The 25,822-nt window shown below is 46.2% G+C and carries 22 protein-coding genes; 19 read left to right on the forward strand and 3 right to left on the reverse strand.

Annotated elements, in window-relative coordinates; translation table 11 throughout:
• Positions 1-195: 195 nt before the first annotated feature.
• The 7 genes from efp (at position 196) to C4K46_RS08625 (ending at position 7,010) form a co-directional block, all read left to right on the forward strand.
• The gene (efp, locus tag C4K46_RS08595) at positions 196-756 is read left to right on the forward strand and encodes an elongation factor P (protein ID WP_209628545.1); all 561 of its coding nucleotides are present in this window, start codon (positions 196-198) and stop codon (positions 754-756) included.
• A 16-nt stretch (positions 757-772) separates the two neighbouring features.
• A complete protein-coding gene (locus C4K46_RS08600; RefSeq protein ID WP_209628547.1) occupies positions 773-1,162 on the forward strand; it encodes an Asp23/Gls24 family envelope stress response protein in 390 nt (129 codons plus the stop codon).
• Complete coding sequence (gene nusB, locus C4K46_RS08605; protein ID WP_209628549.1) at positions 1,155-1,580, forward strand: transcription antitermination factor NusB; 426 nt, start codon at positions 1,155-1,157, stop codon at positions 1,578-1,580. Before C4K46_RS08600 ends, nusB begins: the two co-directional genes overlap by 8 nt.
• A 313-nt stretch (positions 1,581-1,893) precedes the next feature.
• The gene (locus tag C4K46_RS08610; RefSeq protein WP_209628551.1) at positions 1,894-2,502 is read left to right on the forward strand and encodes a DUF6287 domain-containing protein; all 609 of its coding nucleotides are present in this window, start codon (positions 1,894-1,896) and stop codon (positions 2,500-2,502) included.
• Between the two features lie 524 nt (positions 2,503-3,026).
• Entirely contained in the window at positions 3,027-5,522 is a 2,496-nt protein-coding gene (locus C4K46_RS08615) for an SEC10/PgrA surface exclusion domain-containing protein (RefSeq protein WP_209628552.1), read from the forward strand.
• A gap of 185 nt (positions 5,523-5,707) precedes the next feature.
• Positions 5,708-6,034: a DUF2834 domain-containing protein gene (locus C4K46_RS08620; protein WP_209628554.1), complete on the forward strand. Its 327-nt coding sequence runs from the start codon at positions 5,708-5,710 to the stop codon at positions 6,032-6,034.
• A gap of 55 nt (positions 6,035-6,089) precedes the next feature.
• Positions 6,090-7,010 carry an alpha/beta fold hydrolase gene (locus C4K46_RS08625; RefSeq protein ID WP_209628556.1) on the forward strand — a complete coding sequence of 307 codons (921 nt, stop codon included), beginning with the start codon at positions 6,090-6,092 and terminating at the stop codon, positions 7,008-7,010.
• 122 nt (positions 7,011-7,132) lie between these two features.
• Here C4K46_RS08625 and C4K46_RS08630 read toward each other — a convergent pair whose 3' ends face one another.
• Positions 7,133-8,116, reverse strand: coding sequence for an AraC family transcriptional regulator (locus C4K46_RS08630; protein WP_209628558.1), 984 nt, complete (start codon positions 8,114-8,116; stop codon positions 7,133-7,135).
• Positions 8,117-8,279: 163 nt separating this feature from the next.
• Between C4K46_RS08630 and C4K46_RS08635 the strand changes: the two genes are divergently transcribed.
• The 5 genes from C4K46_RS08635 to C4K46_RS08655 all read left to right on the forward strand — a co-directional run bounded on the left by C4K46_RS08635 (position 8,280) and on the right by C4K46_RS08655 (position 14,627).
• A complete protein-coding gene (locus C4K46_RS08635; protein WP_209628560.1) occupies positions 8,280-10,022 on the forward strand; it encodes an ABC transporter ATP-binding protein in 1,743 nt (580 codons plus the stop codon).
• Positions 10,019-11,746 (forward strand): ABC transporter ATP-binding protein, encoded by a 1,728-nt coding sequence (locus C4K46_RS08640; RefSeq protein ID WP_245335177.1) that lies wholly within the window; start codon positions 10,019-10,021, stop codon positions 11,744-11,746. Before C4K46_RS08635 ends, C4K46_RS08640 begins: the two co-directional genes overlap by 4 nt.
• A 114-nt stretch (positions 11,747-11,860) precedes the next feature.
• Entirely contained in the window at positions 11,861-12,442 is a 582-nt protein-coding gene (locus tag C4K46_RS08645) for an MptD family putative ECF transporter S component (RefSeq protein WP_209628564.1), read from the forward strand.
• An 84-nt stretch (positions 12,443-12,526) separates the two neighbouring features.
• Entirely contained in the window at positions 12,527-13,231 is a 705-nt protein-coding gene (locus tag C4K46_RS08650; RefSeq protein ID WP_209628566.1) for an energy-coupling factor transporter transmembrane component T, read from the forward strand.
• A complete protein-coding gene (locus tag C4K46_RS08655; RefSeq protein ID WP_209628568.1) occupies positions 13,218-14,627 on the forward strand; it encodes an ABC transporter ATP-binding protein in 1,410 nt (469 codons plus the stop codon). Before C4K46_RS08650 ends, C4K46_RS08655 begins: the two co-directional genes overlap by 14 nt.
• Before the next feature lie 150 nt (positions 14,628-14,777).
• Here C4K46_RS08655 and C4K46_RS08660 read toward each other — a convergent pair whose 3' ends face one another.
• Together C4K46_RS08660 and C4K46_RS08665 are read right to left on the reverse strand one after the other, a co-directional pair.
• Positions 14,778-15,743, reverse strand: coding sequence for a LacI family DNA-binding transcriptional regulator (locus C4K46_RS08660; protein WP_209628570.1), 966 nt, complete (start codon positions 15,741-15,743; stop codon positions 14,778-14,780).
• A complete protein-coding gene (locus C4K46_RS08665) occupies positions 15,724-17,178 on the reverse strand; it encodes a sucrose-6-phosphate hydrolase (RefSeq protein ID WP_209628572.1) in 1,455 nt (484 codons plus the stop codon). Before C4K46_RS08665 ends, C4K46_RS08660 begins: the two co-directional genes overlap by 20 nt.
• A gap of 195 nt (positions 17,179-17,373) precedes the next feature.
• Here C4K46_RS08665 and C4K46_RS08670 point away from each other — a divergent pair, with 195 nt between their 5' ends.
• The 7 genes from C4K46_RS08670 to C4K46_RS08700 all read left to right on the forward strand — a co-directional run bounded on the left by C4K46_RS08670 (position 17,374) and on the right by C4K46_RS08700 (position 25,806).
• Entirely contained in the window at positions 17,374-19,302 is a 1,929-nt protein-coding gene (locus tag C4K46_RS08670) for a sucrose-specific PTS transporter subunit IIBC (protein WP_209628574.1), read from the forward strand.
• 152 nt (positions 19,303-19,454) lie between these two features.
• Positions 19,455-20,354: a fructokinase ScrK gene (gene scrK / locus C4K46_RS08675; RefSeq protein ID WP_209628576.1), complete on the forward strand. Its 900-nt coding sequence runs from the start codon at positions 19,455-19,457 to the stop codon at positions 20,352-20,354.
• A gap of 313 nt (positions 20,355-20,667) precedes the next feature.
• Positions 20,668-21,078, forward strand: coding sequence for a peptide deformylase (locus C4K46_RS08680; RefSeq protein WP_209628578.1), 411 nt, complete (start codon positions 20,668-20,670; stop codon positions 21,076-21,078).
• Between the two features lie 145 nt (positions 21,079-21,223).
• Complete coding sequence (locus C4K46_RS08685; protein ID WP_209628580.1) at positions 21,224-21,598, forward strand: hypothetical protein; 375 nt, start codon at positions 21,224-21,226, stop codon at positions 21,596-21,598.
• A 231-nt stretch (positions 21,599-21,829) separates the two neighbouring features.
• A complete protein-coding gene (locus C4K46_RS08690) occupies positions 21,830-22,327 on the forward strand; it encodes a MarR family winged helix-turn-helix transcriptional regulator (protein ID WP_209628582.1) in 498 nt (165 codons plus the stop codon).
• Positions 22,296-24,059, forward strand: a complete 1,764-nt coding sequence (locus C4K46_RS08695; protein WP_209628584.1) for an ABC transporter ATP-binding protein — start codon at positions 22,296-22,298, stop codon at positions 24,057-24,059. The genes C4K46_RS08690 and C4K46_RS08695 overlap by 32 nt, the downstream gene beginning before the upstream one ends.
• On the forward strand, positions 24,052-25,806 hold the full coding sequence (locus C4K46_RS08700; RefSeq protein ID WP_209628586.1) for an ABC transporter ATP-binding protein: 1,755 nt from the start codon (positions 24,052-24,054) through the stop codon (positions 25,804-25,806). The genes C4K46_RS08695 and C4K46_RS08700 overlap by 8 nt, the downstream gene beginning before the upstream one ends.
• Positions 25,807-25,822 lie beyond the last annotated feature (16 nt).

Genomic DNA, 25,822 nt, shown 5'->3' on the forward strand with positions numbered 1-25,822 from the left:
AAGGAGCTAAAGCTGACGGTTTTCGAGCCTCTATTTTATTTTATCTACTTTTTCATTATAGTGTTTGAAGATATCATTGTTTTGGTAGACTGATTTCAGGCTTTTCCTCCTGCTTTTTCCCCTGAAAAATTTGAGAAAATCCTTGATTTGTGATACAATTAAACGAAAACTATTTTTAAAAGAGGTAAGAAAAGCATGGTAGATGCAAGTAAATTAAAAGCTGGTATGACTTTTGAAACACCAGATGGAAAACTGCTCCGCGTATTGGAGGCCAACCACCACAAGCCAGGAAAGGGAAATACAGTCATGCGGATGAAATTGCGTGACGTACGGACTGGTTCAACCTTTGATACAACCTATCGTCCAGAAGAAAAGTTTGACCAAGCTATTATCGAGAGTCGGGTGGCTACTTATCTTTACCAAATGGATGACACAGCCTACTTTATGGATACAGAATCCTTTGACCAGTATGAGATTCCAACTGCAAATGTAGCAGAAGAGTTGAAGTTTATCCTGGAAAATTCGGAAGTAAAAATCCAATTCTACGGAGACGAAGTGATTGGGGTAACTGTTCCAACTACGGTTGAACTGACTGTTACAGATACCCAACCATCTATCAAGGGAGCGACTGTTACCGGCTCTGGTAAGCCAGCTACCTTGGAAACTGGCCTGGTAGTGAACGTTCCAGACTTTATCGAAATCGGCCAAAAATTAGTTATCAATACACAAGAGGGAACTTACGTTTCTCGCGCTTAGTCAGAAAGGAAAATCTATGGCAACTGAACAATTAGGTGAAATCGTCATTGCACCGCGCGTTTTAGAAAAAATTATTGCGATTGCGACTGCAAAGGTTGACGGTGTCCATTCTTTAGCTAATAAAAGTGTATCAGATAGTCTGGCCAAGCGTTCGCTAAGCCGAGGTGTCTACCTTCATAGTGATAATGATAGCGACCTTTTAGTGGACATCTATCTCTACTTGGAGTATGGCGTGGCCGTGCCAAGCGTAGCGGTAGCCATTCAAAAGGCGGTCAAGAGCGCTGTTAATGATATGGCAGACGTCCTCCTATCAGCAGTCAATGTCCATGTTGTCGGCATTGTCCCTGAAAAAACACCAAAACCAGATTTGAAGGACCTATTTGACGAGGATTTCCTCAATGAGTAAGGTATTTGTAGATTCCAGACGTGACCTGCGCGAGCGGGCCTTTCAGGCCTTGATGAGCCTGGAATATGACGGGGATTTAGTAGAAGCTTGTCGTTTTGCCTATCTCCACGACCGAGAAGAGCAGGAACTAGAGGAACTCCCTCTCTTTCTCCTGGAGCTCGTTCAGGGGGTCCGCCAATCCAAGGCTGAACTGGACCAAAAGATAGGCCAGCACCTCAAGACTGGCTGGACCTTGGAGCGTTTGACCCTGGTGGAAAAAAACATCCTTCGTCTGGGCCTCTATGAACTCCTGGACTACGAGGGAACCCCTCAGATTGTCGCAGTCAATGAAGCGATTGAGCTGACTAAAAAGTTCTCTGATGACAAGTCTGCCAGATTTGTCAACGGGATTTTAAGCCAGTTCGTAACAGAAGAATAAAAGAAAAAAAAGTCGGTTCTTGTTGCCGACTTTTTTGTTTTTTATCCGATATTTTTGCATATTCTAAATCAGAATTTCTTGTTATCGTTTTGTAACCTTTTCTTGTTTTTTTGAAATAAATATTAAGTAAAAAATGGAATATTAGGTAAAGCAAATATAAAAAAATTGATAAAGTTTGAATTATAAAGCTATTAGACCTTTTGATTGTAAAAATAAAAAAGTTACAAAAATATTACAAATGTTACAGAAATGTGTTGACAAAGTTTCAACGATAGGCTATAATAACCATAAAATAAATAAAAATGAGGTAATCATGATGAAATTATACAAACTTCTTTCTTTGACCGTCCTCTGTTCCTGCTTGTTTTTAGGAGCATGCGGTAAAAAGGAAAAGACTGAAACAAGCTCTAGTTCTTCCAAGACTAGTCAGACCAGTCAGTCCACTAGCCAAGCTAGCAGTCAGAAGAATAATGCTAGTGCCAGCAGTCAGGCTGGGTCAAGTCAGCCTGAGGCCAGCTCATCAGCCTCAACAGCGCCAACTGAAAGCAAGGGGACAGAGACTAGCCAACAGGCCGGTAGCGCTCAAGGAAAGATGAATCTTACAGCCATCATCAATGGGGACTTCTCTAGTGTAGCTGGGACTTGGCGGAATGACCGAGGTGAAACACTTGTTTTTGATTCTAGTGGTTTTGTATCAAATGGGACGACTTCTAATTACGAGCTTCGCGATATTGCATTATATGAGGGAGATAAGTTGTCTGCAGGTCTGGTTCCGACAGAAGCCACTATTGGAGGGGCGCCGATATATATGATTCCTGCAGGAACTATTTATTATTCTGAGCAGAGTACAGAAAAAGATAGAATTTATGTAGGTTCGAGTTTGGCAGATAATGTTGCCCACCCTTATTATAAGGTAGACTAACAGTTCGTTATTAAAACAGCCGAGGTAATCACGATGAAATTATACAAGCTTCTTTCTTTGACCGCCCTCTGTTCCAGCTAATGTTAAATTCCTATCAGATGAGGATAGGGGACAAGACCGTATCTATATCGGGGAGGATACCAATAGTGCGGTTCAGCACCCTCTTTATAGGGTAAGTTAAAGTTTACTGTTCTGCTCTTATCTTGCAAAAGTCACTTGGACTCTGTCCAAGTGACTTTTGCTTACTTCTCCATGTTTCATAAATGTTAGCTAACTGCAACAGTTGCAAACTATCCTTTTGAAAATATGTTTAATCCAGCTCTACCGCTCTTTCTGGCCCCTCCAATGTAACAAATGGATAACAAATGCAGATTTTTTTAGACAGGAGGAGCCATTCTGTCAATTCAGATATTTTCTAATTAGTAAAAAAATGGTAAGGTATAATAGTCAGCTTTTTTGCGGTGGCAACATAAAAAAACAGGATTTAAGAACAATTTTTGTTTCTTAAAAAGGAGAAAGAAATTATGTATAAGAAAAAATTGATTAGTGCTCTGACTTTTGGGGCGCTTACTTTGTCGCTCTTTGCTGGGAAAGTCAGCCAGGCCGATGAGCTTGTAGAGGAAGTGGCTGGAGACCAGGCCAGCCAACAAGAGGCGACGACTCAAGCGAGTCCAGTGAGTCAAGAGCAAGTAGCCCAGGCTAAGAGCCAGCTGGATCAGGCCAATGCAACAGTCGCTCAAGACCAGGCAGCTGTTCAAGCAGCCCAATCCCAAGCTGAAACAGCTAAGGGACAATTAGATCAAGCCCAGGCCAAGCAAGCAGAAGCCCAAGCGGCAGTTCAAGAGGCCAATCCAGCTAGCATTCAAGCAGCCAAGGATGAAGTCAAGGCCCAAGAAGCGGCTCAAAATGACAAGAAGGCCCAAGTAGAGCAAAAAGACAAGGAAGTGGCTCAGGTCCAAGAAAAGGTTACCGCCCAGGAAGAGCTTGTTAAGCAAGAAAAAGAAAAAGTAGCAAGCGAAGATAAGAAAGTAGCAGATGCTAAGGCAGTAGTTCAGACTGCCCAAGACAATCTGACTGCCAATGGTCAAGCTAAGGCAGCTCAAGAAGTAAGCAAGGCCCAAGACAAGGTAACAGCAGATCGTGCGGCAGTCAAAGAAGCTGAGAGCAATCTGGCTGATGCCCAAAAATCAGCTGCAGAACGTCAAGCCAAGGCCCAAGAAACTCAAAAGGCCAAGACTGAGGCTGAAACTGAAGCAAATGCCAAAAAGACTGAACTAGACCAGGCTAGCCAAGCGGCTAATGACAAGCAAGCCTTGCTCAATCAAGCCCAAGCAGCCCTGACAGCAGCTCAAAAAGGCAGCAACAATGCGGCGGATATTTTGGCCGGCAACAGCATTACCCTATCAGGTGAGTATATCGCAGCCCTCAAACAAATTGCGACCAATAAGGCAGCGGCTGAAGCTACTCTTAAACAAATCAACAACCATGACAAGGCCCTCAATGTTTATAAGGCCAATCCTCAAGACGGCACAACCCTGATGGATACCAACAGCCTGTCTGAAGAAGTCCGGACAGAACTTTCGCTCTTTGCGGCAGGTTTGATTAACCAAATCAGACAGCAAGTGGGAACATCTGGCGTGGAAGTAGTCAAGTCTGGTCTTGACTTTGCGGACAAGATGGCCCAAGGCTATAATGCCGATAACTGGACCTGGAATCAGATTAAAACTCAAGGCCACGATGCGCGAGCAGTCAATGCAGCAGCCCGCACTTACAATCTGCCAACAACAGATGCCGCAGCAGAAGCGCGTGGTCAACAGTACTATGAAAATGCCATGATTTGGACACCTAAAGAGCAAAATCTCAGCATGGCCAGTCTCAAGGCCAAGGTTTACGAGTCTATCATTGCCTTTATGTTCAATGGCGAGGAGTGGGACCATGCGGTTTCTATCTCTGGTGTCAATGACGGTGGTGGCAAGGACTACTTTGGTTTGGACTTCTCTTCTGAATCAGACATTACTATGGCCCACTTTGCCTTGATTGGGGAAAACTTGGCTAAGAATGCTAGCAACTTTAGCACCAGTCCAGCAACCCTGGCTAGCTATGATCCGCAACTGGTAGCTCAGGCTCAAGCAACTTATAATCAGGCTAAGGCAGAAAATGATCAGGCTCAAGCAACCAAGCAAGCGGCCCAAGCTCAATACGACCAGGCCCAAACCAAGCTCAATCAAGCAACCAATGCTTATAATCAAGCTCAAGCAGCCTTGACCAATGATGTGGCAGCTCAAGCTCAACTCAAGGAAGCCAATGACCGCTTGAATGCAGACTTGGTAGCTCTAGCCCAAGCTCAGGCAGCCTATGAGCAAAGCAAGGCTGATGAAGCTAGCAAGCAGGCTAGTCTGACTGCGGCTCAAAAGGCTCTTGAAGCAGCAGAGGCTAGTCAAAAGGCAGCCCAAACAAGCTTGAATGAGGCGGAAACCAGGCTCCAAAACCTCAACCAAGATTTGAGTAGTCAAAAGCAAGCCCTGGCTCAATTACAGGCTGAATTGACTAAGTTAGGCCAAGCCCTGGCTCAAGCTCAAGACCGTCTATCTAAGCTAGAAAACGCTGATGCCAACCTAGCTAGTGCCCAAGCAGCCCTGGCTCAAGCTCAAGCGGACTACGACGCCAAGCAAGCAGTCTTGAACGCTAGTCTCTTGAAATTAGAAGCTTCTCAAGCAGTCCAAGCAGCTCGTCAGGCAGACTATGATCGCTTGGCGGCCCAATACCAGGCTCAAAATAGCCTTGAAGAAGCTCAACAAGTCTTTGATCGGGCGGCTCAAGCCCGGCAAGGGGGTCGTCCGACCTTCACTGCTAATCAAGATCCAGCAGCTCGTCAGAAGAAGGCTCTCGAGCAAGGCCGCCTACCTCAAACAGGTAGCCAAGAGGCCCAAGCAACTTCAGCAACTGGTCTTTTAGCCCTCTTCCTTGGCCTCGGTTTTCTCCTTGGCAAACGGAAAAAAGAAGAGCAAGACTTAAACTAGTTAAAAAATAAAATCACCCCAGATTGAGGGTGATTTTTTGCCTTCTTTCCGGCTTTTATATTTTATCCAACTGATTTTCCTTGAAAAGAGTTAGTAAAAAAATACAAAAAACACTCTTTATGTTATACTGTAATCAGAAGTTTTTAGTGTTAGAACTGTTGACAAGTCTTTGAAGTGGAGGAGAAATGATTAAGGTATACCTTCTGTTGAGTTTTATTGGTGCTGTGCTTCCTTTAGCCCCCTTTAGCCTTTTTCTTTTGGAAAATGGGCTTAATCTGGGCTTGTTTTTCCATGAATTATTTGCTAGCTACATCAGCTCCTTTTTTGCCCTTGATGTGATAATATCCGCCCTGGTTTTTATTGCCTTTGTGGTGTCAGAATCCTTAAGAAAGGATAAAAAATGGATGATGTGGTCTATTTTAGGCTTGGTAATTGGTGTCTCTTTTTCTCTCCCGCTGTTTTTACTTTTTCGTGAGATAGCAGCCAAGAATAGCGACAGGACCTCATGCTGAGACCTAAAGAGCCACAAGTAGCCTGAAAATTTGAAAGCGTTAAAAAGGAAAAAACATGCATAGCCAAGGTACTCCCGAATATATCCTCCTACCTGATAATCGTCGCCTATATACGCAAGTCTTGCAGCCTGTGACAAAGAGCGATGTAACCGTCGTATTTGAAAGCGGTAGCGCAAGCACCCGTTCCATTTGGGCAAGGGTACAGCCGAAAATTGCTACTTTTGCTCCTGCCATCGTGTATGATCGTGCCGGGCTGGGCCTATCTGACCCCGACCCGCAGGGGCGCAGTCTCACCCGTATGGCTGCCGACCTCAACTGCCTACTTGACTATTTTGCTGCGCCCCGCTACATCCTCGTAGGTCACAGCGCGGGCGGTGCGATAGTGCGCCTTGCTGCCGCACAATGTCCCGAGCGCATCGTTGGGCTGGTTTTGGCAGACCCTGCTGACGAAGCCGATGACACGCTATTTTCTCCCGCCTACCGTCACGCCGAACGTATTGTCCTAGCCGTCCATCGTATCCTGGCGCAACTGCACCTTCTCCCCTTGTTCTACCGCAACCTACTTGCGGCTTTGCCCTCTGATGCCGCTGCTGACTTACGCCACGACGGTATGAGCGCAGCGGTATTTAGTACCTGCATTGAGCAGTCGCGCACTTTTTTGGACCAACTCTATACCTGGCGCAATACCCCGCCTGATACCGGGAATATTCCCATCAGCATTATTTCTGGGGCCCTACCCGGTAACGGTATCAGCCGCAATGCTCGCACCCGCTTAAATGTGCTGCATAGACAACGCGCCATCCAATCGCCGTATGGACGGCATGTTGTCGCTCCTCGGTCGGGGCATTATGTACCGCTTGACGGCGCGGAAGAGCTTACCGATGAAATTATAGGGATGATTCAGCGCAAAACCGCAAAGATTGAATCCAGAGGCCTCGCTAGCTCTAGGCAAAAAGAAGAGCATGACTTAAACTAGTTAAAAACCATAAAATCACCCTCAATCCAGGGTGATTTTTTGCTTGTTCAGAACAGATATTTAGTCCGGGTCCAGGAGGTGATAGAGCCGAGGCGGGGTGGAACTTTGGCGGTTAAGAGGACTTACTTGGCCTTTCTCTGACTCTTGCTTCGGGTCTCCTCGGCTTGCTTGCGGACCTGTCGAGGGTAGAGGCCGGTGTATTTTTTAAAGAGGCTGGAAAAGCGGCTATGGGACTGGTAGCCGACAGACAAGGCTACTTCCTTGATATTGAGGGGGGTGGTGATTAGGAGCTGCTTGGCCATGCTGATTCGCCGCCTTTGGATAAACTCGGTCAGGGTCATGTGGTACTTGCTTTTGAAGGCGGTTTTGAGCTTGGTCTTACTCATCATGGCAATCTGGGCCAGCAGGTCCTGGGAGATGTCCTTGGCAAAATGCTCCTTGATGTAGGTGCTAACACTACTTAAGGCCAAGTCGTCCGCCTCGGTCAGGGGAGGCTGGCTCTTTTGCTGGTAGTAGTCATTGATAAGGAGGCTTAGCCATTCCCTAGCCTTAATCTCGTAGAAGAGCTCGCTCCCCAGGGAGGTCAACTTATAGTGGCTGATTTCTTCGGCGATTTTCTCCAGTTTACTAATGGTCAGCTGCTGGGAGTTTTGAAAGATTTTCTGGATTTCCTGCTGGCTCAAGTGGAGGTTGTCGGTCAGATATTCGTCAATCATACTTTCTTTAAAGGCCAGGCTGATGGCTTGAAAGTTGGAGTGGGCGTGCAGGAGCAAACGCAGGTCCTGCTGGTCCTTGAAACTGCTCAGGCTACTCTGGCTGTTGAGGCTTTGGTAGGGCAGGAGGTTTTCGCCACTGACCGCCTTGAGGTAGCTGGATAGGGCTAGGCAGTTTGAATCTTCTTCAAAGTTGAGACTGGCCAAGAAATCTTCCTTAACCTGCAAGTCGTGGATATGAATGGAGAAGTAGAGGGTTTCATAAATCCAGTGAAAACCAGCTAGCTTGTCCTGGTCGATAAAGTAGGTTTGACCATGGCTAGAAAAATGGAGGCAGTCTTGGAGGAGGCTACTTTGGTCGGCTAGGGTCAAAAGGTTGAGGCTGGCTTTCATAAAAACTCCTTTAAATACTATGATTAGCCAAATACTACAATTCGTCAGAAAATCTAATCTTTCTTGTAGGGGTTGGGATGGAGTGTTAAAATAATCTTAGAACTATTATACCAATTTAGGCTTATTTTACAAGTTAACCCCCAAGCTGACAAGGAGTTTCTCAATGTTTACGCTTTATAAGAGACTATTTTCCTATATTCCCAACTACCAATATCTGGCTTATCTTGCTATTTTACTCTCAAGCCTCTCCTCGGCCTTGATGGTCATGAGCCTTTACTTTATCTATGTTTTCTTGACGGACTTAATCAGTTTAGGCCAGCAGGGGCAGGCTTTTTCCCAGGCCCTACTTATTGTCTTTTTGATGATTATGGCCTCCTTTCTTTATGTCGGTTCGGGCCTCATTTCTCATCTGGTGGCCTTTCGGCTTGAAACCAACTTGCGCAAGAAGGGGATTGACGGGCTCTTACAGTCTAATTTTTCCTTTTTTAGTCAGTCTTCCTCAGGGAAGATTAGAAAGATTATTGATGACAATGCAGCTGAAACCCATGGTCTGGTGGCCCATCTGATTCCAGATATTGCTGGGGTTATCACCACTCCGCTCTTGATTTTGCTGCTAAGTCTATTCATCAACCCCTACCTGACTCTCTTGCTCTTTTTACTAGTTTTTATCGGTTCTTGGCTGGTCAAGGATATGACCGGTCAGGTGGAGCTGATGGAGCGCTATAGCCAGGCCCTGGAAAATTTGAATAGTGCAACGGTTGAGTATGTCAGGGGTATCCAGGTTATCAAGATTTTCAAGACCTCGGTGGACTCTTTTCGGGCCCTGTCCAAGGCTATCGACTCTTACTCCAGAGATGCCCTTAACTATAGTTTTAGTTGTCGCAGGGCCTATGTTCTCTTTCAGGTGCTTTTTGTAGTCTATATTCTTTTTGTCTTGACGGGGCTTCTTCTATTTGTCCCACTGGCAGGCCAGCTAGTCCTTCTGCCTCAAATCCTCTTTCTTTTCTCGGTATTGGGTCTGCTCTTTACCTGTTTTATGAAGGTTATGTATGTCAGCATGTACCAGTATAAGAGTGCCCAGGTTCTGGATAAGATTGAGAACCTCTATGCAGATATGACCAAGGACCGGGTCTATCAGGGAGAGGAAGAGGATTTGGCGGAAGCTAGTATCGAATTTCGGAAGGTCTCTTTTGCCTATCCAGATAGTCCGGCGGTCATCAAAGACCTGTCCTTTTCCCTGGCGGCTAAGAAGGTCTACGCCCTAGTAGGCTCTAGCGGTAGTGGGAAATCCACCCTGGCTCGTTTGCTAGCAGGCTTTTATCAGCCTAGTTCAGGGCAAATCCTGCTGGGAGGCAAGCCTCTTGAGTCTTACCGGCAAGAGGCCTTGATGGAGCAGGTTTCCTTTGTCTTTCAGGAGGCCAGACTTTTTAAAATGTCAATTTTTGATAATGTCCAAATTGGCAAGCCCAGTGCCAGTCGAGACCAGGTTTTGAAGGCCTTGGAAGAGGCTGGTTGCCAGGATATTCTGGCTAAGTTTCCCCAAAGGGAGGAGACCCTTATTGGCTCTAAGGGAGTTCATCTATCGGGTGGGGAAAAGCAGCGGATTGCCCTGGCTCGGGCTATCTTGAAGGATCCCAAACTGCTTATCTTAGATGAGGCCTCAGCTTCGACGGACCTAAATAATGAATACAAGATTCAGCAGGCCTTTGCCCGCCTTATCAAGGATAAGACGGTCTTGATTATTGCCCACCGCCTACCTTCTATCAAGGGGGTTGATGAAATCTTGCTGATGGAACAGGGGCAGATTGTCGAGCGGGGTAGCCATGACTTCTTGATGGAAAAGGCTGGTCGCTACTGTATCTTGCAAGAGCTCTATGCCCAAGCTAGTGAATGGAGGGTCTTATGATAAATCGTATTCAAGTTATATTTGGCCTGACCAGGGTCGGAGCTAAAAACCTTTGTCGCTCTTGCTTGGTTTCCTTTTTGGCTTTTTGTGGTCAGCTTTTGCCCATGTTTGTGTTTATGTTTTACTTACAGGGGCTCTTAAGTGCCAAGTTACCTGCTTTTTGGCTCTTTCTTCTCTTGGTCTTGGGGGCTGTTCTTCTCCTTTATGGGGTCATCTACTGGGACTACAACTCGACCTATACCCTGACCTACCAGGAGAGCGGTAACATCAGAAGGGATATTGCCCAGACCTTGCAGGACCTCCCCCTGTCTTATTTTTCAAATCATGACTTATCGGATCTCTCCCAGACTCTGATGAGCGATGTGGAGCGTTTGGAGCATGCCATGAGCCATGCCCTGGCAAAAACTTTGGGTTTTCTCCTCTTCTTTGTCTTGATGGCAATTTTTCTGCTCCTGGGCCAACCCCTTTTGGGTCTAGCGATTCTGCTTCCTATCCTGCTAAGTGCTGGTCTGCTCTTGCTGTCCAAGGGCTTACAAAAGCGGGAGACAGCCCGTTATTGGCGTCAACTGAGGGAAAATTCCGAGAGTTTTCAAGAGGCCATTGACCTGCAGGAGGAGATTAAGGCCTACAATCTCAGCCAGCATCTAGCCCAGTCTCTCTATCAGCAGATGGATAAAAGTGAGAAGATTCATCTGCGCTCGGAAATCATGCAGGGACTGCCGGTCATGTTATCGGGTATTATCCTGCGCTTCTCCCTGGCTCTCTTGGTAATGGTGGGCTCCCTCCTTTTGGCTAGGGGGCAGGTCAGTCTGCTCTATTTTATCGGCTACCTGCTGGCTAATATCAAAATCATTGATGGGGTTGAGGGGATTTATCTCAATATTGCTGAAATCCTCTACACAGACTCTGCCATTAAGCGGATTCGGGACTTGCGTGCCCAGGTTGCACCCAAGGGGCGGGACTTTGACTTGACCAGCTTTGATATTGAGGTCCGCGACCTGCATTTTTCCTATAAGAAGGACCAGGAAGTTATCAAGGGTCTTAGCTTTGTGGCTAGGCAAAATGAGGTAACAGCCCTGGTCGGCCCATCTGGCTGTGGTAAGACCACCCTGCTCCGTCTCATCTCTCGTCTCTATGATTATCAAAAGGGTCAGATTTTGATCGGAGGGCAGGAGCTAGGGGATTTGAATCCTGGGAGACTCTTTGATTATATCTCGATTGTCTTTCAAGAGGTCAGTCTCTTCAATAGCTCGGTTCTGGAAAATATCCGTCTGGGTCGGCCGACCGCCTCTGACCAAGAGGTTATGGAGGCGGCAAAAAAGGCCAATTGTCAGGACTTTATCGAGCGTCTGCCCCAGGGCTATCATACCTTGATTGGTGAGAATGGTGCCAAGTTATCGGGTGGGGAGCGCCAGCGAATTTCCATAGCGCGGGCAATCCTTAAACAGGCCCCGATTGTCATTTTGGATGAGATTACCTCTTCCCTCGATATTGAAAATGAAAAGGCCATTCAAGACAGCCTCAGTCACCTCTTGCGGGATAGGACGGTTTTGATTATTTCCCACCGTCTCAAGTCTATCGAAAACGCTGACCAGATTGTCGTCTTGGCTGACGGCCAATTAGATGGCGCCGGCAAACACCAAGAGCTCTTAGCAAGCTCGCCGGTCTATCAAGAATTAGTTGAAACAGCCCAGCTGATTGAAGATTTCAAATACCATTCCTAAAAGCTACTTGAGTTGGCTGGCTGAGAAGAAGGACTAGCCCACTCGTCTAGCCTAGTCGCTCAACTAATAGTCAGGACCAAGGGCCCAAGCCCAAGGCCTAGAAAAGGAGAAAAAATGAAAACAAAATTTACAGTCAAAGATCTAATCAATGCCGGTCTTTACACCCTCTTGATTTTTGTAGCTACCTTTGTCGGGGGAATGATTGGCTTTATCCCCTATACCATGCCCCTGGTCCCCTTTATCGGGGGTCTAGTCGGTGGGCCAATCTTTATGCTTTATAGCACTAAAATTCACCATTTCGGTCTGGTCCTGATTATGGGAACCTTGATTGGTCTCTTTTTCATGGCGACTGGTCATGGAGTTTATATCCTACCAGAAACCATGTTTTTATCCTTGCTGGCTGAATGGGTCCTCCATCAAGGAAACTACCAGAGTATCAAGCATGCTCGTTGGGCCTTTACGGTCTATTCTCTAGCCTCTATCTTTAACTTTATCCCCATCTTCTTGAACCGGGATGCCTATATCGCCAAGGTTGTTGAGCAGGGTTATGGGCAAGAATTTGCGGACAAGATGATGAGTGTCCTGCCCAATTGGTCCTTGCTTCCCATTGTATTATTGGGAGCAGTTGGTGGCTATCTAGGTGCGACCATCGGGATTAAGATGCTCCACAAGCATTTCAACAAGGTCAGTCTCTAGTTTACTCCTCCCTTTAGATGACTAGGAACTAGGAAGGTTCTAGTCGCCATCTTTATTTAGAAGAAAGGTTCTTGAAAGAAGGCTATGAAATTAGATTTTAGGACCAAACTTTTGATGACCATTGTCATCTCCTTTATCCTCTTGCTGGGCAATCTCCACAAGCACTATTTTTTCCTAATCCTTCTCCTCTCCAGTCTGCCCTATCTCTTGCTCTTGCTGGATAGGAAATATCTGGCTGTTTTCAAGGGGCTCTTATTTATCGGTCTAGCCAGTCTCTTGCAGGACTGGCTCTTGACCCATTCTAAGGCCTCGATTTTTGAGTCGGTTTTGGTTCTTATCACCATGACCAGCCTCAAAATGGCGCCAGGTCTGGTGATGGGGCGTTACAGCATTCTCACCACTAGCATGAGCGACTTGGTGGCCTCCCTGCAGAAAATGAAGTTGCCGGATTTGCTGATTGTCCCGATTTCGGTTATGTTTCGCTTTTTCTATACGGTCAAGGAGGACTACCAGCAGATTAAGGAGGCCATGTATTTACGGGGGCTGACCGGCCGCCAGTTCTTTCGCCAGCCCCTGCGAATGCTCGAGTACCGCTATGTCCCCCTCTTGATGTGCCTCTCAAGGACGGCCGACGATGTGGCCATTTCGGCCATGACTAGGGGCCTGATTGTGGGTGGACCAAGGACGACCATTTCTACCACTAGGCTGGGTTTTTGGGACTATCTTCTAATTAGTCTGATGATTTTGGTCCTCCTTTTAGATGTTTGGAGTCGCTATGTTAGAGTTTAAGAATTTCACGATTGCCTATGAGCAAGAGATTTTAACAAATCTCAACCTTAGTTTTGAGCCTGGGCAAATAACGGTTGTAACCGGAGCTTCGGGTACGGGCAAGAGCAGTTTTCTCAAGGTAATCAATGGCATCATCCCGCACTTTCAAGCGGCTAGGCTAGCAGGGGACTTGACCTATCAGGGTCAGAATCTCTTGGAGCTGGATATGGCCCAGCGCAGTCGTTTTATTTCGACGGTTTTTCAAAATCCCAAGACCCAGTTTTATGCTGTCAATTCTACCGATGAAATGGCCTTTGCTCTAGAAAATCGTAACCTGCCCAGGGAGGAAATCTTAGAGCGGATTCGCAGCTATACCCAGCTTTTGGGCATGGAGGACCTGCTGGACCGTCCTATTTTTACCCTGTCTGGTGGAGAAAAGCAGCTCCTGGCCATCACCAGCGTGGCCTGTATGGACAATGATATCTATATGTTTGATGAACCTTCCTCTTCACTAGATAGGCAAGCGATTGCCCGTTTTAAGGAGGTTCTGGTCAAGCTCAAGGCTATGGGCAAGACCATTATTATTGCCGAACACCGCCTCTACTATTTCAGGGATTTGCTGGATAAGTTGGTTCTTTTTGAAGAGGGGGAGGCTAAGGTCTATCCAGCAGCTAAGGTCAATCAGAGTCTAGCAGACCAGCATGGTCTCCGCAGTCTGACAGAGATTAAGAAGACTGATTTGATAGTGGAAAACTTTAGTCGCAAGAGTCTCTTTGACCAAGGTCCTCAAGAGTCGGGCAGGCTCCTTTGTCAAAACTACTCTTATAGTTATGGAGCTAAGCCGGTTTTGGCTAGCCATTTTTCCTTTGACCAGGGACTTTACTTTATTATCGGCTCCAATGGAGTGGGTAAAAGTACCTTTCTTCGTTGTCTCTTGGGCCTCAATAAGAAATTTAAAGGCCAAACCTTCTATCAGGGCCAGCCTTTAAAGCCAAGTTACCAGTGGCTAACTGCCGTCATGCAGGATGTCAACTATCAACTCTTTACCGAGTCGGTCTGGTCGGAGATTTCCATTGTGAGCCAGGATGATGAGGCTAAAAAGGCCGCCCTAGCCCAGCTCAATCTTCTGGATAAGGTGGACCGGCATCCCCAGAGCCTATCGGGCGGGGAAAAACAGCGCCTGCTTTTGGCCATGGCCCGGGTAGCTGACAAGCCCCTTTTGGTCTTTGATGAGCCAACCAGTGGCCTTTGTCGGGGCCAGATGGAGCAGTTGATTGACAACCTGCACCAATTTGTGGACCAGGGTAAGACTATTATCCTAGTTACTCACGACTATGAGCTGATTCAAAAGGCTGGCGGCCAGATTATCGAGTTTATAGGCCACACTCAGCCTGACCAAGATTCCCAGAGAGATTAACTTGTCTTTGCTCATTAGACGAAAGTCTATCTTGCAAGCCCACAAAAACACTACCCTTATACTTATGGGCAGTGTTTTTTCTAGTTTATTTTAGTTAAAATTCCCGTCTTTTTAAACTCAAGTGAAGTCTTATGGAGTCTTGAAAGGATTTTACAGGCTTTTTCCTGGAAGGAGACTGACGGGGAGGAAGTAACCTCCGCTAGTCACCTCTTGACCGTCAATTTTCTTTAAAAGTAAATCAACCAAGAGGCTAGCGATTTCCTTAATCGGCTGCTTAATAGTAGCGAGTTGCGGATAGTAATTCTCGACAAAGTAGGTCCCGTCATAGCCGACAATTTTCAGGTCTGCCGGAATGTTGAAGCCCAAATCTTCGGCCACCTTCATGGCTAAAATAGCAGTCAAATCGTCTGAGGCAAAGATACCGTCAGGCTTATTTTTTTGTAAAATTTGCTTGATTTCCATTTCCTTGCGCAGAGGTGAAAAATCGCTAGAGACATTGATGATGGGGGCCTGGGGCAGGACCGAGGCAAAGCCTGCATGGCGGAGGCCCGTTGGCGAGTTGGAGTTGTCATTTCCAGTCAACATAATAATCTTTTTAGCCCCAGTCTTGAGCAGGCTCTCGGCTGCCAAGACACCGCCAGCATAGTTATCGGAGGAAACGACTGGAATGCTGGGCGAGAGGTTGCGGTCAAAGGAAATAATCGGGGCGGTCACCCGGTCATAATCAGAAATTCCCAGATTGTGGCTGCCCGAGATGATGCCGTCCACCTGGTTGGCATCTAGCATCTCCAAGTATTCCCGCTCCTTGGTTGAGTCGTGCTCGCTATTACAGATGATGGTCTTATAGCCTTGTTTAAAGAGCTCATGCTCTAGTTTGTCAATCAATTCGGCATAAAAAACATTACTGATATTGGGAAAGATTAGGCCGACCAAGTGGGCAGACTTGCCCTGGAGACTTCTGGCCAGATTATTGGGCTTGTAGCCTAATTCCCTCATGGCCTCGCTTACTTTTTTGATTGTTTTTTTGGATAGGTAGCCCTTTTTATTGATAACCCGCGAGACCGTTGTCGGGCTGACTCCGGCTAGTTTTGCGACATCAGTTAGCTTTGCGACCATAGTCTAGTTCATAGTATTTTCCTTGGACAGCTCCTTGTTTAATCAAGATACCAGTTTGGTCTTCTCTAGGAAAGACGCGACCAGAAAATACTTTTTCTCCTTTATTGATGAAAATTTCAAAGACGGACTTGTCGATAAAGATGGAAAGGTTAGTAGCCTCATTGGCCAGCTGGGCCGTCCGAATAGTGCCATGCTCGAGGTCGAAGGCCTGGCCTGCTTGACTGCGGTCTAGCTGGATGTTTCCTGCCTTGAGGTCCACAGTCAGTTTGAGACCGGCCCCTGCTTGATCAGCAAATAAAACTAGCTCTAGCTGGGAGTCGGCTGCTAGGTCAAGCTCCAGCTCATAACTATTGTTGGTCTGCGGGCGGTCAGTCAAGTCAAATTCCTGGCTCCTTAGATTTTTAATAGCTGGTACAGGGTACTGGTAGAGCTTGCCATCCTTGATGCTGAGTTCCTTGACTAGGGAGAAGACCCCTTGGTGATCAAAGGCATCAGAAGGATAGGCGACATCAGGCAGGCCCAGCCAGCTCACAGCTAGCGCTCTGCCGTCAGGGGCATTAAAGGCCTGGGTGGCGTAGCATTCAAACCCATAGTCCAGATTTTGGATCGGACTAGGGTTGACCATGCGCCCAGTCTTTGTGTCAAACGATTGACCTATTTTATAGGTGTTTGGATAGATATTGTCATAGGCCAAAACTTCCTTGTCCAAGCCCTGTGGGCAATAGAGAAGGACAGGCTGTTCATTGATAAAGACCAGGTTGGGACATTCCATCATATAGGCTGTTTGATCGTTGGCGAAGTCCAAATCACCGACAGCCTGCCAGTTGGTATAGTCGTTATCAAGGGCTCGATAGAGCTTGACATAGCCCTTTTTATCCAGGTTTTGTCCGCCAACAATGGCGTAAAATTGTCCTTGATAGTTGAAAATTTGGGGATCCCGGAAGTGGTCAGTTGCTTCCTGGGGCTGGTCAATCAAGACCTTGTCTAGCTTTTTGACTTCCCCTGCTTGATTGATTAGGGCTCCGATTTGATAAGGGTGGCGCTGCCAATTTTCATCGCGATGGTTTCCAGTATAAAAGAGGAAAAGCTCATCTCCGAATTGCATGGCCGAGCCTGAATAGGCTCCATGACTGTCCAGCTGGGTATCTGGTAGGAGGCGGAGGCCTGTTTCTTCAAAATGGACCAGGTCATCACTTTCTAGTTGGACCCAGGACTTGAGACCATGGGCTGCACCGAAGGGAAAGTTCTGGTAAAAGACAACCCATTTCCCATTAAAGTAGGAAAAACCATTGGGGTCATTGAGTAAGCCAGTTTTTGGCTCCACATGATAGCTAGCCCGCCATGGGGATTGGGCGATATTTTCCTTGATTTGCTTTAGTTCTTCTTGAGTCCAGTCCTCATAGCGACGGTAACGTTTTTCAGTAGTCCAAGTCAAATTTCTTTCCTCCAATATAGAATAGTCTTCTTCTATAGTAAACGTTTTCGAGATAAAAATCAACATAAAACTGACAAAAAAATAAAATTTCTGCAAAACGCTTGACATATTTTGAAATCGTGTTAAAATAATATTCGTAGAAGCGCTTAAATCGCTTTCATAAAAATTTCAATTTTATTTATAAGGAGATTTTCCATGGAAAATAAGGACATCGCAAAAGCGGTCATCGAAGCCATCGGTGGTCGTGAGAATGTCAATAGCGTTGCCCACTGTGCGACCCGCCTGCGAGTGATGGTTAAGGACGAGGGCAAGATTGATAAGGACAAGGTTGAAAACCTTGAAAAGGTACAGGGTGCCTTCTTCAACTCTGGCCAATACCAAATCATCTTTGGTACCGGAACGGTCAACAAGATTTATGACGAAGTAGTCAGCCTAGGTCTTCCAACTTCTTCAAAAGAGGATATGAAGGCTGCCGCTGCCCAACAAGGGAACTGGTTCCAACGGTCTATCCGGACCTTCGGTGACGTCTTTGTCCCAATTATCCCTGCCATTGTAGCGACCGGTCTCTTTATGGGTCTGCGTGGTCTACTAGGAGCCCTAGGAATTACCCTGCCAGAAGACTTGAATGTCTACTCACAAATTTTGACAGATACAGCCTTTATCGCCCTGCCAGCCTTGGTTGTTTGGTCCACCTTCCGTGTCTTTGGTGGAAATCCAGTAATCGGGATTGTGCTAGGTCTGATGTTGATTTCAGGCTCTTTGCCAAATGCTTGGGAAGTGGCTTCAGGTGGAGATGTCACTCCTAAGATTTTCTTTGGCTTTATTCCAGTTGTTGGTTTGCAAGGTTCAGTCCTTCCTGCCTTTATTATCGGTATTTTAGGAGCTAAGTTTGAAAAGGCCCTTCGCAAGGTCGTGCCTGATGTTTTGGATCTTTTGCTCACTCCTTTCGTAACCCTTTTTGTCATGTCTATTTTGGGCCTCTTTGTTATCGGTCCAGTCTTCCACGTAGTTGAAAACTACATTTTGGCAGCGACTAAAGCGCTCCTAGCTCTTCCGTTTGGTCTGCCAGGTTTCTTGATTGGTGGAGTTCATCAAATCATCGTGGTTTCAGGTGTTCATCATATCTTTAACCTACTAGAATCTCAGTTGATTTCTCAAACTCATGCAAACCCATTTAATGCCATCATCACAGCAGCGATGACTGCCCAAGGTGCAGCGACTGTTGCGGTTGCGGTTAAAACAAAGAACCCTAAATTAAAAGCCCTAGCCTTTCCAGCAGCCCTCTCTGCCTTCTTGGGGATTACTGAGCCTGCTATCTTCGGGGTCAACCTTCGTTTCCGTAAGCCTTTCTTCCTTTCTCTGATTGCTGGAGCAATTGGTGGTGGTTTGGCATCTATCCTTGGCCTAGCTGGTACAGGTTTCGGTATCACCATTATCCCAGGTAGTCTCCTCTACCTCAATGGCCAACTCTTACAATACTTCTTAATGGTTGCTGTTTCCTTTGCTCTTGGTTTCGGTTTGACCTATGCCTTTGGTTACGAAGATGAACCAGACGAGTGGCAAGAAGAGATGACAGATACATTATTAAAAACAACTGTTGTAGGAGCAACTGCAAAACATGTTATCGAGAAAAACGAACAAAAGTCTGAAGAAGCTCCTCTTGTTCGTCAAGATGAGGTGATTAAGACTCCTGTTGCTGGTGAGGTTGTAGCTCTTTCAGAAGTTCATGATCCTGTTTTCTCTAGTGGTGCTATGGGTCAAGGTTTGGCTATTAAACCAAGCCAAGGAGTGGTCTATGCTCCGGCAGATGCTGAGGTCACTATTGCCTTTGAAACCGGTCATGCTTACGGTCTGAAAACAGCTAACGGTGCAGAACTTCTAATCCACGTGGGTATTGATACAGTGTCCATGCAGGGTGATGGTTTTGAACTGGCAGTTGCCCAAGGCGATAAGGTCAAGGCTGGTGACAAGCTAGGAAGCTTTGATTCAGAAAAAATTGCCCAAGCAGGTTTAGACGACACTACTATGGTCATTGTGACCAATACTGCTGACTATGCAGAAGTTGAAGTTCTAGCTCAAGGAGCTGTAGCTCAAAGCGATGCTGTCCTTGCAGTAAAAGCCTAAGTTAAGGCTGATAAGACGGACAAATGAGGATTTGTTCGTCTTCTTTTTAGGATAAATCTAAGATTCCCTTCCCAATCCTTTTTATAAGAATAGGAAGTCGTCCAGAGATATGCTATAATAAATAGAAGAACAAAATAAAAAGAGGTTCAGATATGACAAAATTATATGGTAGCTTAGAGGCTGGTGGGACAAAGTTTGTCTGTGCAGTAGGAGATGAAAATTTAACTCTAGTAGAAAAGACACAATTTCCTACCACCACCCCCTATGAAACCTTGGACAAGGTGATTGAATTTTTCTCTCGTTTTGACCAGCTGGCTGGTCTGGCAGTAGGTTCTTTCGGACCGATCGATATTGACAAAAATTCACCAACCTATGGCTATATTACTAATACTCCCAAGGAACATTGGTCCAATGTAGATGTGGTGGGGATTTTACGCAAGGCCCTCAATCTACCTATCTACTTTACAACGGATGTCAATAGTTCCGCCTATGGTGAGGTCGTGGCTCGCAAGCAAAGAGGAGACCGCTTGGAAAATCTAGTCTACTATACAATCGGGACTGGGATTGGAGCCGGGGTCATCCAGAGAGACCAATTTATTGGTGGAGTGGGGCACCCTGAAATGGGTCATTACTATGTGGCCAAGCACCCTATGGATGTTGAAAAAGAATTTAATGGGGTCTGCCCCTTCCACAATGGCTGTTTAGAGGGTCTAGCAGCCGGTCCAAGTCTTGAGGCTCGTACAGGGACAAGAGGAGAGCTGATTGAGCACCATAGCAATGTCTGGGACATCCAGGCCTACTATATCGCCCAGGCAGCCGTTCAGGCGACTGTTACCTTCCGACCAGATGTGATTGTCTTTGGTGGAGGGGTTATGGCCCAGGAACACATGCTCAAGCGGGTCCGAGAAAAGTTTGCCTCCCTGCTCAAGGGCTATCTACCTGTGCCTGATTTGGAGGACTACATTGTCACCCCAGCCGTTGCAGGCAATGGTTCTGCGACTTTGGGAAATTTTGTTTTGGCAAAAAATGTTAGCCAACCTGCTACAAGATAAAAAAGAGCGAATTTTGCTGGTTTGCTTTGAGCAGCAGAGCTATAATAATCAAGTTCTGATAAAGTAAAAGAGACTGGGGTAACCCAGTCTCTTTTTGCTAGAAAAATTTCCGAGTTTCAGAGTTGACTAGGAAAAGCAATCTGTTATATCGATTGTTGAAACTAAAATAGCTAGGAGGAAAAGAAAAAGGATAAATTGAAAATTCTAAAATGAAGTTAGTCAACTCTGAGACTAGCAAATAAGATCTCAGACGCTCTTGTTTGAGATGTTTTTTCGTGGTAAAATAAGGCAGTTTATCAAATAAGGAGTAAATATGATTAAACCGATTGTGAAAGATGTCTTATTTTTGCAGCAAAAATCTCAGGAAGCGAGCCCGGCGGACTTGTCTGTGGGCCAGGATTTGCTGGATACCTTGCGGGCTCATCAGGATGACTGTGTGGGCTTAGCTGCTAATATGATTGGGGTCAAAAAGCGGATTATCATTATCAGCTTAGGCGGTTTACCTCTGGTCATGTACAATCCGCGCCTGAAAAAGAAAGCCCAGCCTTATCAGGCTGAGGAGAGTTGCCTATCGCTGACAGGAAGTCGTAAGACCACTCGCTACACGGAAATCGAAGTAGACTATCTCGATGCTAGTTGGCAAAAGCGGACGCTGACTCTCAAGGATTTTCCAGCCCAGATTTGCCAACACGAATTGGACCATTTGGAAGGGATACTGATTTAAGAAAATTGAACAGAAATAAAAAAACTGTCTAAAAATAGAATGATAAGTAAATTTTCAGGCCTTGAGCAAGCAATTTTTCAGAAAAAGTTGACAAAACAGCAAAAAGTGTCTAAAATAATAATGTTAGTAAAATTTCTAAGGAGGAATGAAAGTGAACGTTCAAGCAAGAAAATTGGTACTTGCAAGTGGTTGGGTTGGTCTCATTGGTGGACTTTTTCTTCTACTCTTTGTCCCTTTGACAGTAATAGTTACTGTTCTCACTCTGGGAATAGGCGCTGTCTTGTCTGTCTTTATCGCTTTTGCAATCAAGATTGCAAGCATTGTTCTGGGGATTGTCAGCCTAACCTATTACAAGTCTGATGCGCGGATTAGTTTTGCTGGGGGAGTCCTCTTGATTGTTGGTGGGGGCATTGCCCTTATTGATTTTCTAGGTTGGTTTGGGGGTATTATCCTAATTGTTGCTGGGATTATGTTTCTTAATAGTCTTAGCAAGTTTAATCCAAATCAAGTGAATTATTAAAAAGAAGCATTAGGTAAGAAAAGATTGGAATTTGATTTCCAGTCTTTTCTTGTTTTTATCGGCTCGATTTTTGACACCGATCATTTTTACTCTCCGAAGAGCTAGAATTTAAAATAGTTCTCTAGAGAACCTTTTTCTTGCTTTTCTCTTTTCTTCCTGCTAGAATAGATTTCATGCTTTAATAGTTCTCTAGAGAACTATTAGCCAAGAGACTAAAGAAGGAGGAGCCCAATGACAAGGCAAGAGATAACCGCTAGGCCCTTGTATGAGCTCAAACGCCTGGGAAACCGGGTGCGTCTGGCTGTCGAGGACCTCTGTCAAAGGAGAGGTATCGAATTTATGGGGGGCCCCCAGGGCCAGGTGGTCCATTACCTGGATGAGCATGCGGGTGAGGAGTGTACCATCAAGGATATTGAGCAGGAATTAGATATTTCTAAATCGGTAGCCAGCAACCTAGTCCGGCGGATGGAGAAAAATGGCTTTGTGGAGGTTGAGCCCTCCAAGAAGGATAAAAGAAGTAAGCTGGTCCGCTTGAGCGAACATTCGCTGGATAAGATGACCATTATTCACGACTTTTTTAGGGAATTGGATGACCGGCTAGTGGCTGGGATTTCTAGCCAGGAGCTTGCTGTCTTTGGTAAGGTCCTCAAGCAGTTTGAGAAAAACATTGAAGAAATGAAAGAAGGAGAAGGATCAAATGAAGAAATTGATCAAAAGACTGACCGCTAAGGAGCTGGGTTTAATCTTGCTAAGTGTCCTCTTGACCTGTCTGACGGTCGGGTTGGAATTACAGGTGCCCAACTATATTTCCGAAATCACTAACCTCTTGCAGACCAAGGGGGTGGAGACATCGGCCCTTATGGGGCCAGGTCTCAAGATGTTGGGCCTGTCCTTTGCCAGTCTTCTGGCTTCCGTAGGTGTCGGCTTTGTGGCAGCTCGGATAGCAGCTAGCTTTACTAGTAGCCTGCGGGCAGACATCTACAACCGGGTTCTGGACTTTTCGGAGGCAGAAATCAAGAGTTTTTCTATCCCTTCGCTTTTGACCCGGACCACCAATGATATTACCCAGGTTCAGATGCTGATTACCATGGGCTTACAGGTGGTGACTCGTGGACCGATTATGGCTTTTTGGGCCATTTCCAAAATCATCGGAAAATCAGACCAATGGCTTATGGCTGTGGTAGTGGCGGTTATCGTTAATGTCTTGATGACTCTGGTCCTGATGACCCTGGCCTTTCCTAAGCAGTCTTTGGTTCAAAAATTAACCGACAAGCTAAATAGCGTAACCCGCGAGAGTCTGATTGGGATTCGGGTTGTAAGAGCTTATAATGCCGAGGACTATCAGGATGAGAAGTTTAATGTAGCCAACGATGAGCTGACCCGTCTCAATCTCTATGTCACCCGGCTGATGGCCATGATGAACCCGATTATGACAGCTATTTCCAGCGGTCTTAGTCTGGCCATTTACTGGATTGGGGCCTATTTGATTAATGATGCAGCTGTGACTGCTCGCCAACCTATCTTTTCTGATATGGTGGTCTTTATGTCCTATGCCATGCAGGTTGTTATGGGCTTCTTGCTCATGGGGGCCCTCTTTATCGTTTTGCCTAGGACCCTAGTTTCTGCTGGTCGGATTAACCAGGTTTTGGACTTGACTTCTACTATTTCAGACCCTAGTTCGCCCCGTTCTAGTCAAGCACTTAAAGGGGCGGTTGAGTACGATCATGTCACCTTTCGTTATGCTCCAACCTCTGAAGCGGTTGTTGAAGATGTCTCCTTTAAGGCAGAGCCTGGCCAAACGGTTGCCTTTATCGGCTCAACCGGGTCTGGAAAGTCTACCCTGGTCAATCTGCTTCCGCGTTTCTACGATGTGACCCAAGGAAGTATCAAGCTAGATGGTATTGACATTCGTGAACTGGCCCAGGAGGACTTGCATAAGAAGGTGGGCTATATTCCGCAAAAGGCTGTTCTCTTTTCAGGAGATATCGCTTCTAACTTAAATCTGGGTGAGTCCGGTCAATCACCCTTATCTGAAGAGGATATGTGGCAGGCTTTGGACTTGGCCCAGGCGCGTGACTTTGTTGAGGCCAAGGAAGGAGGGCTCAAGGAGCCTGTAGCTCAGGGAGGAACCAACTTCTCTGGAGGGCAACGCCAACGTTTGGCTATCGCCCGTGCCCTAGCTCGTAAACCAGAAATCCTGATTTTTGACGACTCCTTCTCAGCCCTGGACTATAAGACGGATCGCATCCTGCGTGATGAGCTTAAGAAAAGGACTGAGCACATGACCAAGCTCATTGTGGCCCAAAGGATTTCAACCATCATGGACGCGGATCTAATCTTGGTTCTTGACAAGGGGAAGGTCGTTGGTCAAGGGACTCACCAGGAACTTTTGGCCAGCAATGCCGTTTATCAGGAAATTGCCTACTCACAACTTTCAAAGGAGGAACTAGCTAATGCCTAAAGAAAAACAATCTTTATTAAAGCAAGCGCGCCCGTATATTAAAGGCTTTCGACTTCCCTTCCTCTTGGCAGTTGCGGGCTCAGTTCTTGCAGGCTATATTACCGTTTGGGGACCAAGACAGCTCAAGCGAATCACCGATATTATTACAGAAGGAATTTTAAGCCAGGTTGATTTGGATGCGGTCAATCAAATTGCCCTCTTTCTGGCCCTTCTCTACGGAGCAGGATCCTTGATTAACTACTTGCAAGCCTATACCATGACCACCATCATTCAGCGTTTTTCAGAGCGTCTGCGGACAGCCATCGCTGAAAAGATAAACCGTCTCCCCTTGCGCTACTTTGACAGTCATTCGCAGGGAGACACCCTCTCAAGGGTAACCAATGACGTAGATACCGGGGCGCAAGCCCTTAGCCAGAGCCTGCAAACGGTGATTTCATCTGCCATTCTCTTGCTTTTGACCCTCTTTTCTATGTTTATGATGAATGTGACCCTGTCAATTGTGTCTATTTTATCGGTCCTAGTTGGTTTCATTTTCCTACCCCTCATTATGGGCAAGGCCCAAACCTTCTTTGGAGAACAACAAAAGAACCTAGCCGCAATCAATGGTTATATTGAGGAATCTTACTCTGGTCACAATGTGGTTACTAGCTACAATGCGACGACCCAGGCCAAGGAAGAGTTCACCCGTCTCAATAAGGAGCTTCATGGTTCTATCTGGAAATCCCAATTTATCTCTGGGATTATGATGCCCCTGATGATTTTTACTGGGAACTTTGGCTATGTGGTGGTTATCATTGCCGGGGCCATGCTGGCTATCAATGGCCATGCGACTATCGGGACCATCGTTGCCTTTATGATATTTGTTCGTACCTTCTCCCAGCCCCTGTCACAGATGGCCCAAGGTTTGACAACTCTCCAATCAGCCCAAGCTGCTATGGGGCGGGTCTTTGAGTTTTTAGCAGAGCCAGAAATGGAAGATGACAGTCATAAGGAGCAGGCCTTTAGCACCATCAAGGGTCAGGTCGACTTCCAAGATGTCTTCTTTGGCTACTCAAAGGATCGGACCATTATCCATGACTTTTCAGCCCAGGCCCAAGCGGGTCAAAAGATTGCCATTGTTGGACCGACCGGAGCAGGTAAGACAACCATTGTCAACCTTTTGATGAAGTTCTATGAAATTGATAGGGGAGCTATCAAGATTGATGGTGTCAATATCAAGGATATGAAGCGCTCAGAAGTGCATGATGCCTTCTCCATGGTCCTGCAAGATACCTGGCTCTTTGAGGGAAGCATTCGTGACAACCTCATCTACAACCAAAAAAATATCAGCGATGAAGAAGTAGTCGCTGCTGCCAAGGCTGTCGGGGTCCACCATTTCATCATGACCCTGCCTCAAGCTTATGATACCGTCTTAGATGATCGGGTCAGCCTATCAGTCGGACAAAAGCAACTCTTGACCATTGCCCGAGCCCTGCTCAAGGATGCCCCTCTTCTTATCTTAGATGAGGCTACCTCTTCGGTAGATACACGGACAGAGGAGCTCATTCAAAAGGCCATGGATCGCCTGATGCAAGGTCGGACCTCCTTTGTCATTGCCCATAGACTTTCAACCATTAAGAATGCCGACTTGATTCTGGTTATGCGTGATGGAAATATTATCGAGCAGGGCAATCATGAAGAGCTGATGGCGAGAGATGGCTTCTATGCCGACCTTTACAATAGCCAGTTTGTTGAAGAGGCCGAATAAAAAAACAAGAAGAGTT

Source organism: Streptococcus oricebi (genome assembly GCF_017883985.1).
GTDB lineage: Bacteria > Bacillota > Bacilli > Lactobacillales > Streptococcaceae > Streptococcus > Streptococcus oricebi.

Excerpts from the sequence above, each read along its gene's own strand:
- scrK (WP_209628576.1), top strand. The coding sequence starts at position 19,455 with ATGACAAAATTATATGGTAGCTTAGAGGCTGGTGGGACAAAGTTTGTC.
- C4K46_RS08650 (WP_209628566.1), top strand. The coding sequence starts at position 12,527 with ATGAAATTAGATTTTAGGACCAAACTTTTGATGACCATTGTCATCTCC.
- efp (WP_209628545.1), top strand. The coding sequence starts at position 196 with ATGGTAGATGCAAGTAAATTAAAAGCTGGTATGACTTTTGAAACACCA.
- C4K46_RS08655 (WP_209628568.1), top strand. The coding sequence starts at position 13,218 with ATGTTAGAGTTTAAGAATTTCACGATTGCCTATGAGCAAGAGATTTTA.
- C4K46_RS08615 (WP_209628552.1), top strand. The coding sequence starts at position 3,027 with ATGTATAAGAAAAAATTGATTAGTGCTCTGACTTTTGGGGCGCTTACT.
- C4K46_RS08685 (WP_209628580.1), top strand. The coding sequence starts at position 21,224 with ATGAAAGTGAACGTTCAAGCAAGAAAATTGGTACTTGCAAGTGGTTGG.
- C4K46_RS08640 (WP_245335177.1), top strand. The coding sequence starts at position 10,019 with ATGATAAATCGTATTCAAGTTATATTTGGCCTGACCAGGGTCGGAGCT.
- C4K46_RS08630 (WP_209628558.1), bottom strand. The coding sequence starts at position 8,116 with ATGAAAGCCAGCCTCAACCTTTTGACCCTAGCCGACCAAAGTAGCCTC.
- C4K46_RS08635 (WP_209628560.1), top strand. The coding sequence starts at position 8,280 with ATGTTTACGCTTTATAAGAGACTATTTTCCTATATTCCCAACTACCAA.
- C4K46_RS08660 (WP_209628570.1), bottom strand. The coding sequence starts at position 15,743 with ATGGTCGCAAAGCTAACTGATGTCGCAAAACTAGCCGGAGTCAGCCCG.
- C4K46_RS08695 (WP_209628584.1), top strand. The coding sequence starts at position 22,296 with ATGAAGAAATTGATCAAAAGACTGACCGCTAAGGAGCTGGGTTTAATC.
- nusB (WP_209628549.1), top strand. The coding sequence starts at position 1,155 with ATGAGTAAGGTATTTGTAGATTCCAGACGTGACCTGCGCGAGCGGGCC.
- C4K46_RS08700 (WP_209628586.1), top strand. The coding sequence starts at position 24,052 with ATGCCTAAAGAAAAACAATCTTTATTAAAGCAAGCGCGCCCGTATATT.
- C4K46_RS08690 (WP_209628582.1), top strand. The coding sequence starts at position 21,830 with ATGACAAGGCAAGAGATAACCGCTAGGCCCTTGTATGAGCTCAAACGC.
- C4K46_RS08670 (WP_209628574.1), top strand. The coding sequence starts at position 17,374 with ATGGAAAATAAGGACATCGCAAAAGCGGTCATCGAAGCCATCGGTGGT.
- C4K46_RS08625 (WP_209628556.1), top strand. The coding sequence starts at position 6,090 with ATGCATAGCCAAGGTACTCCCGAATATATCCTCCTACCTGATAATCGT.
- C4K46_RS08680 (WP_209628578.1), top strand. The coding sequence starts at position 20,668 with ATGATTAAACCGATTGTGAAAGATGTCTTATTTTTGCAGCAAAAATCT.
- C4K46_RS08600 (WP_209628547.1), top strand. The coding sequence starts at position 773 with ATGGCAACTGAACAATTAGGTGAAATCGTCATTGCACCGCGCGTTTTA.
- C4K46_RS08645 (WP_209628564.1), top strand. The coding sequence starts at position 11,861 with ATGAAAACAAAATTTACAGTCAAAGATCTAATCAATGCCGGTCTTTAC.
- C4K46_RS08620 (WP_209628554.1), top strand. The coding sequence starts at position 5,708 with ATGATTAAGGTATACCTTCTGTTGAGTTTTATTGGTGCTGTGCTTCCT.
- C4K46_RS08610 (WP_209628551.1), top strand. The coding sequence starts at position 1,894 with ATGATGAAATTATACAAACTTCTTTCTTTGACCGTCCTCTGTTCCTGC.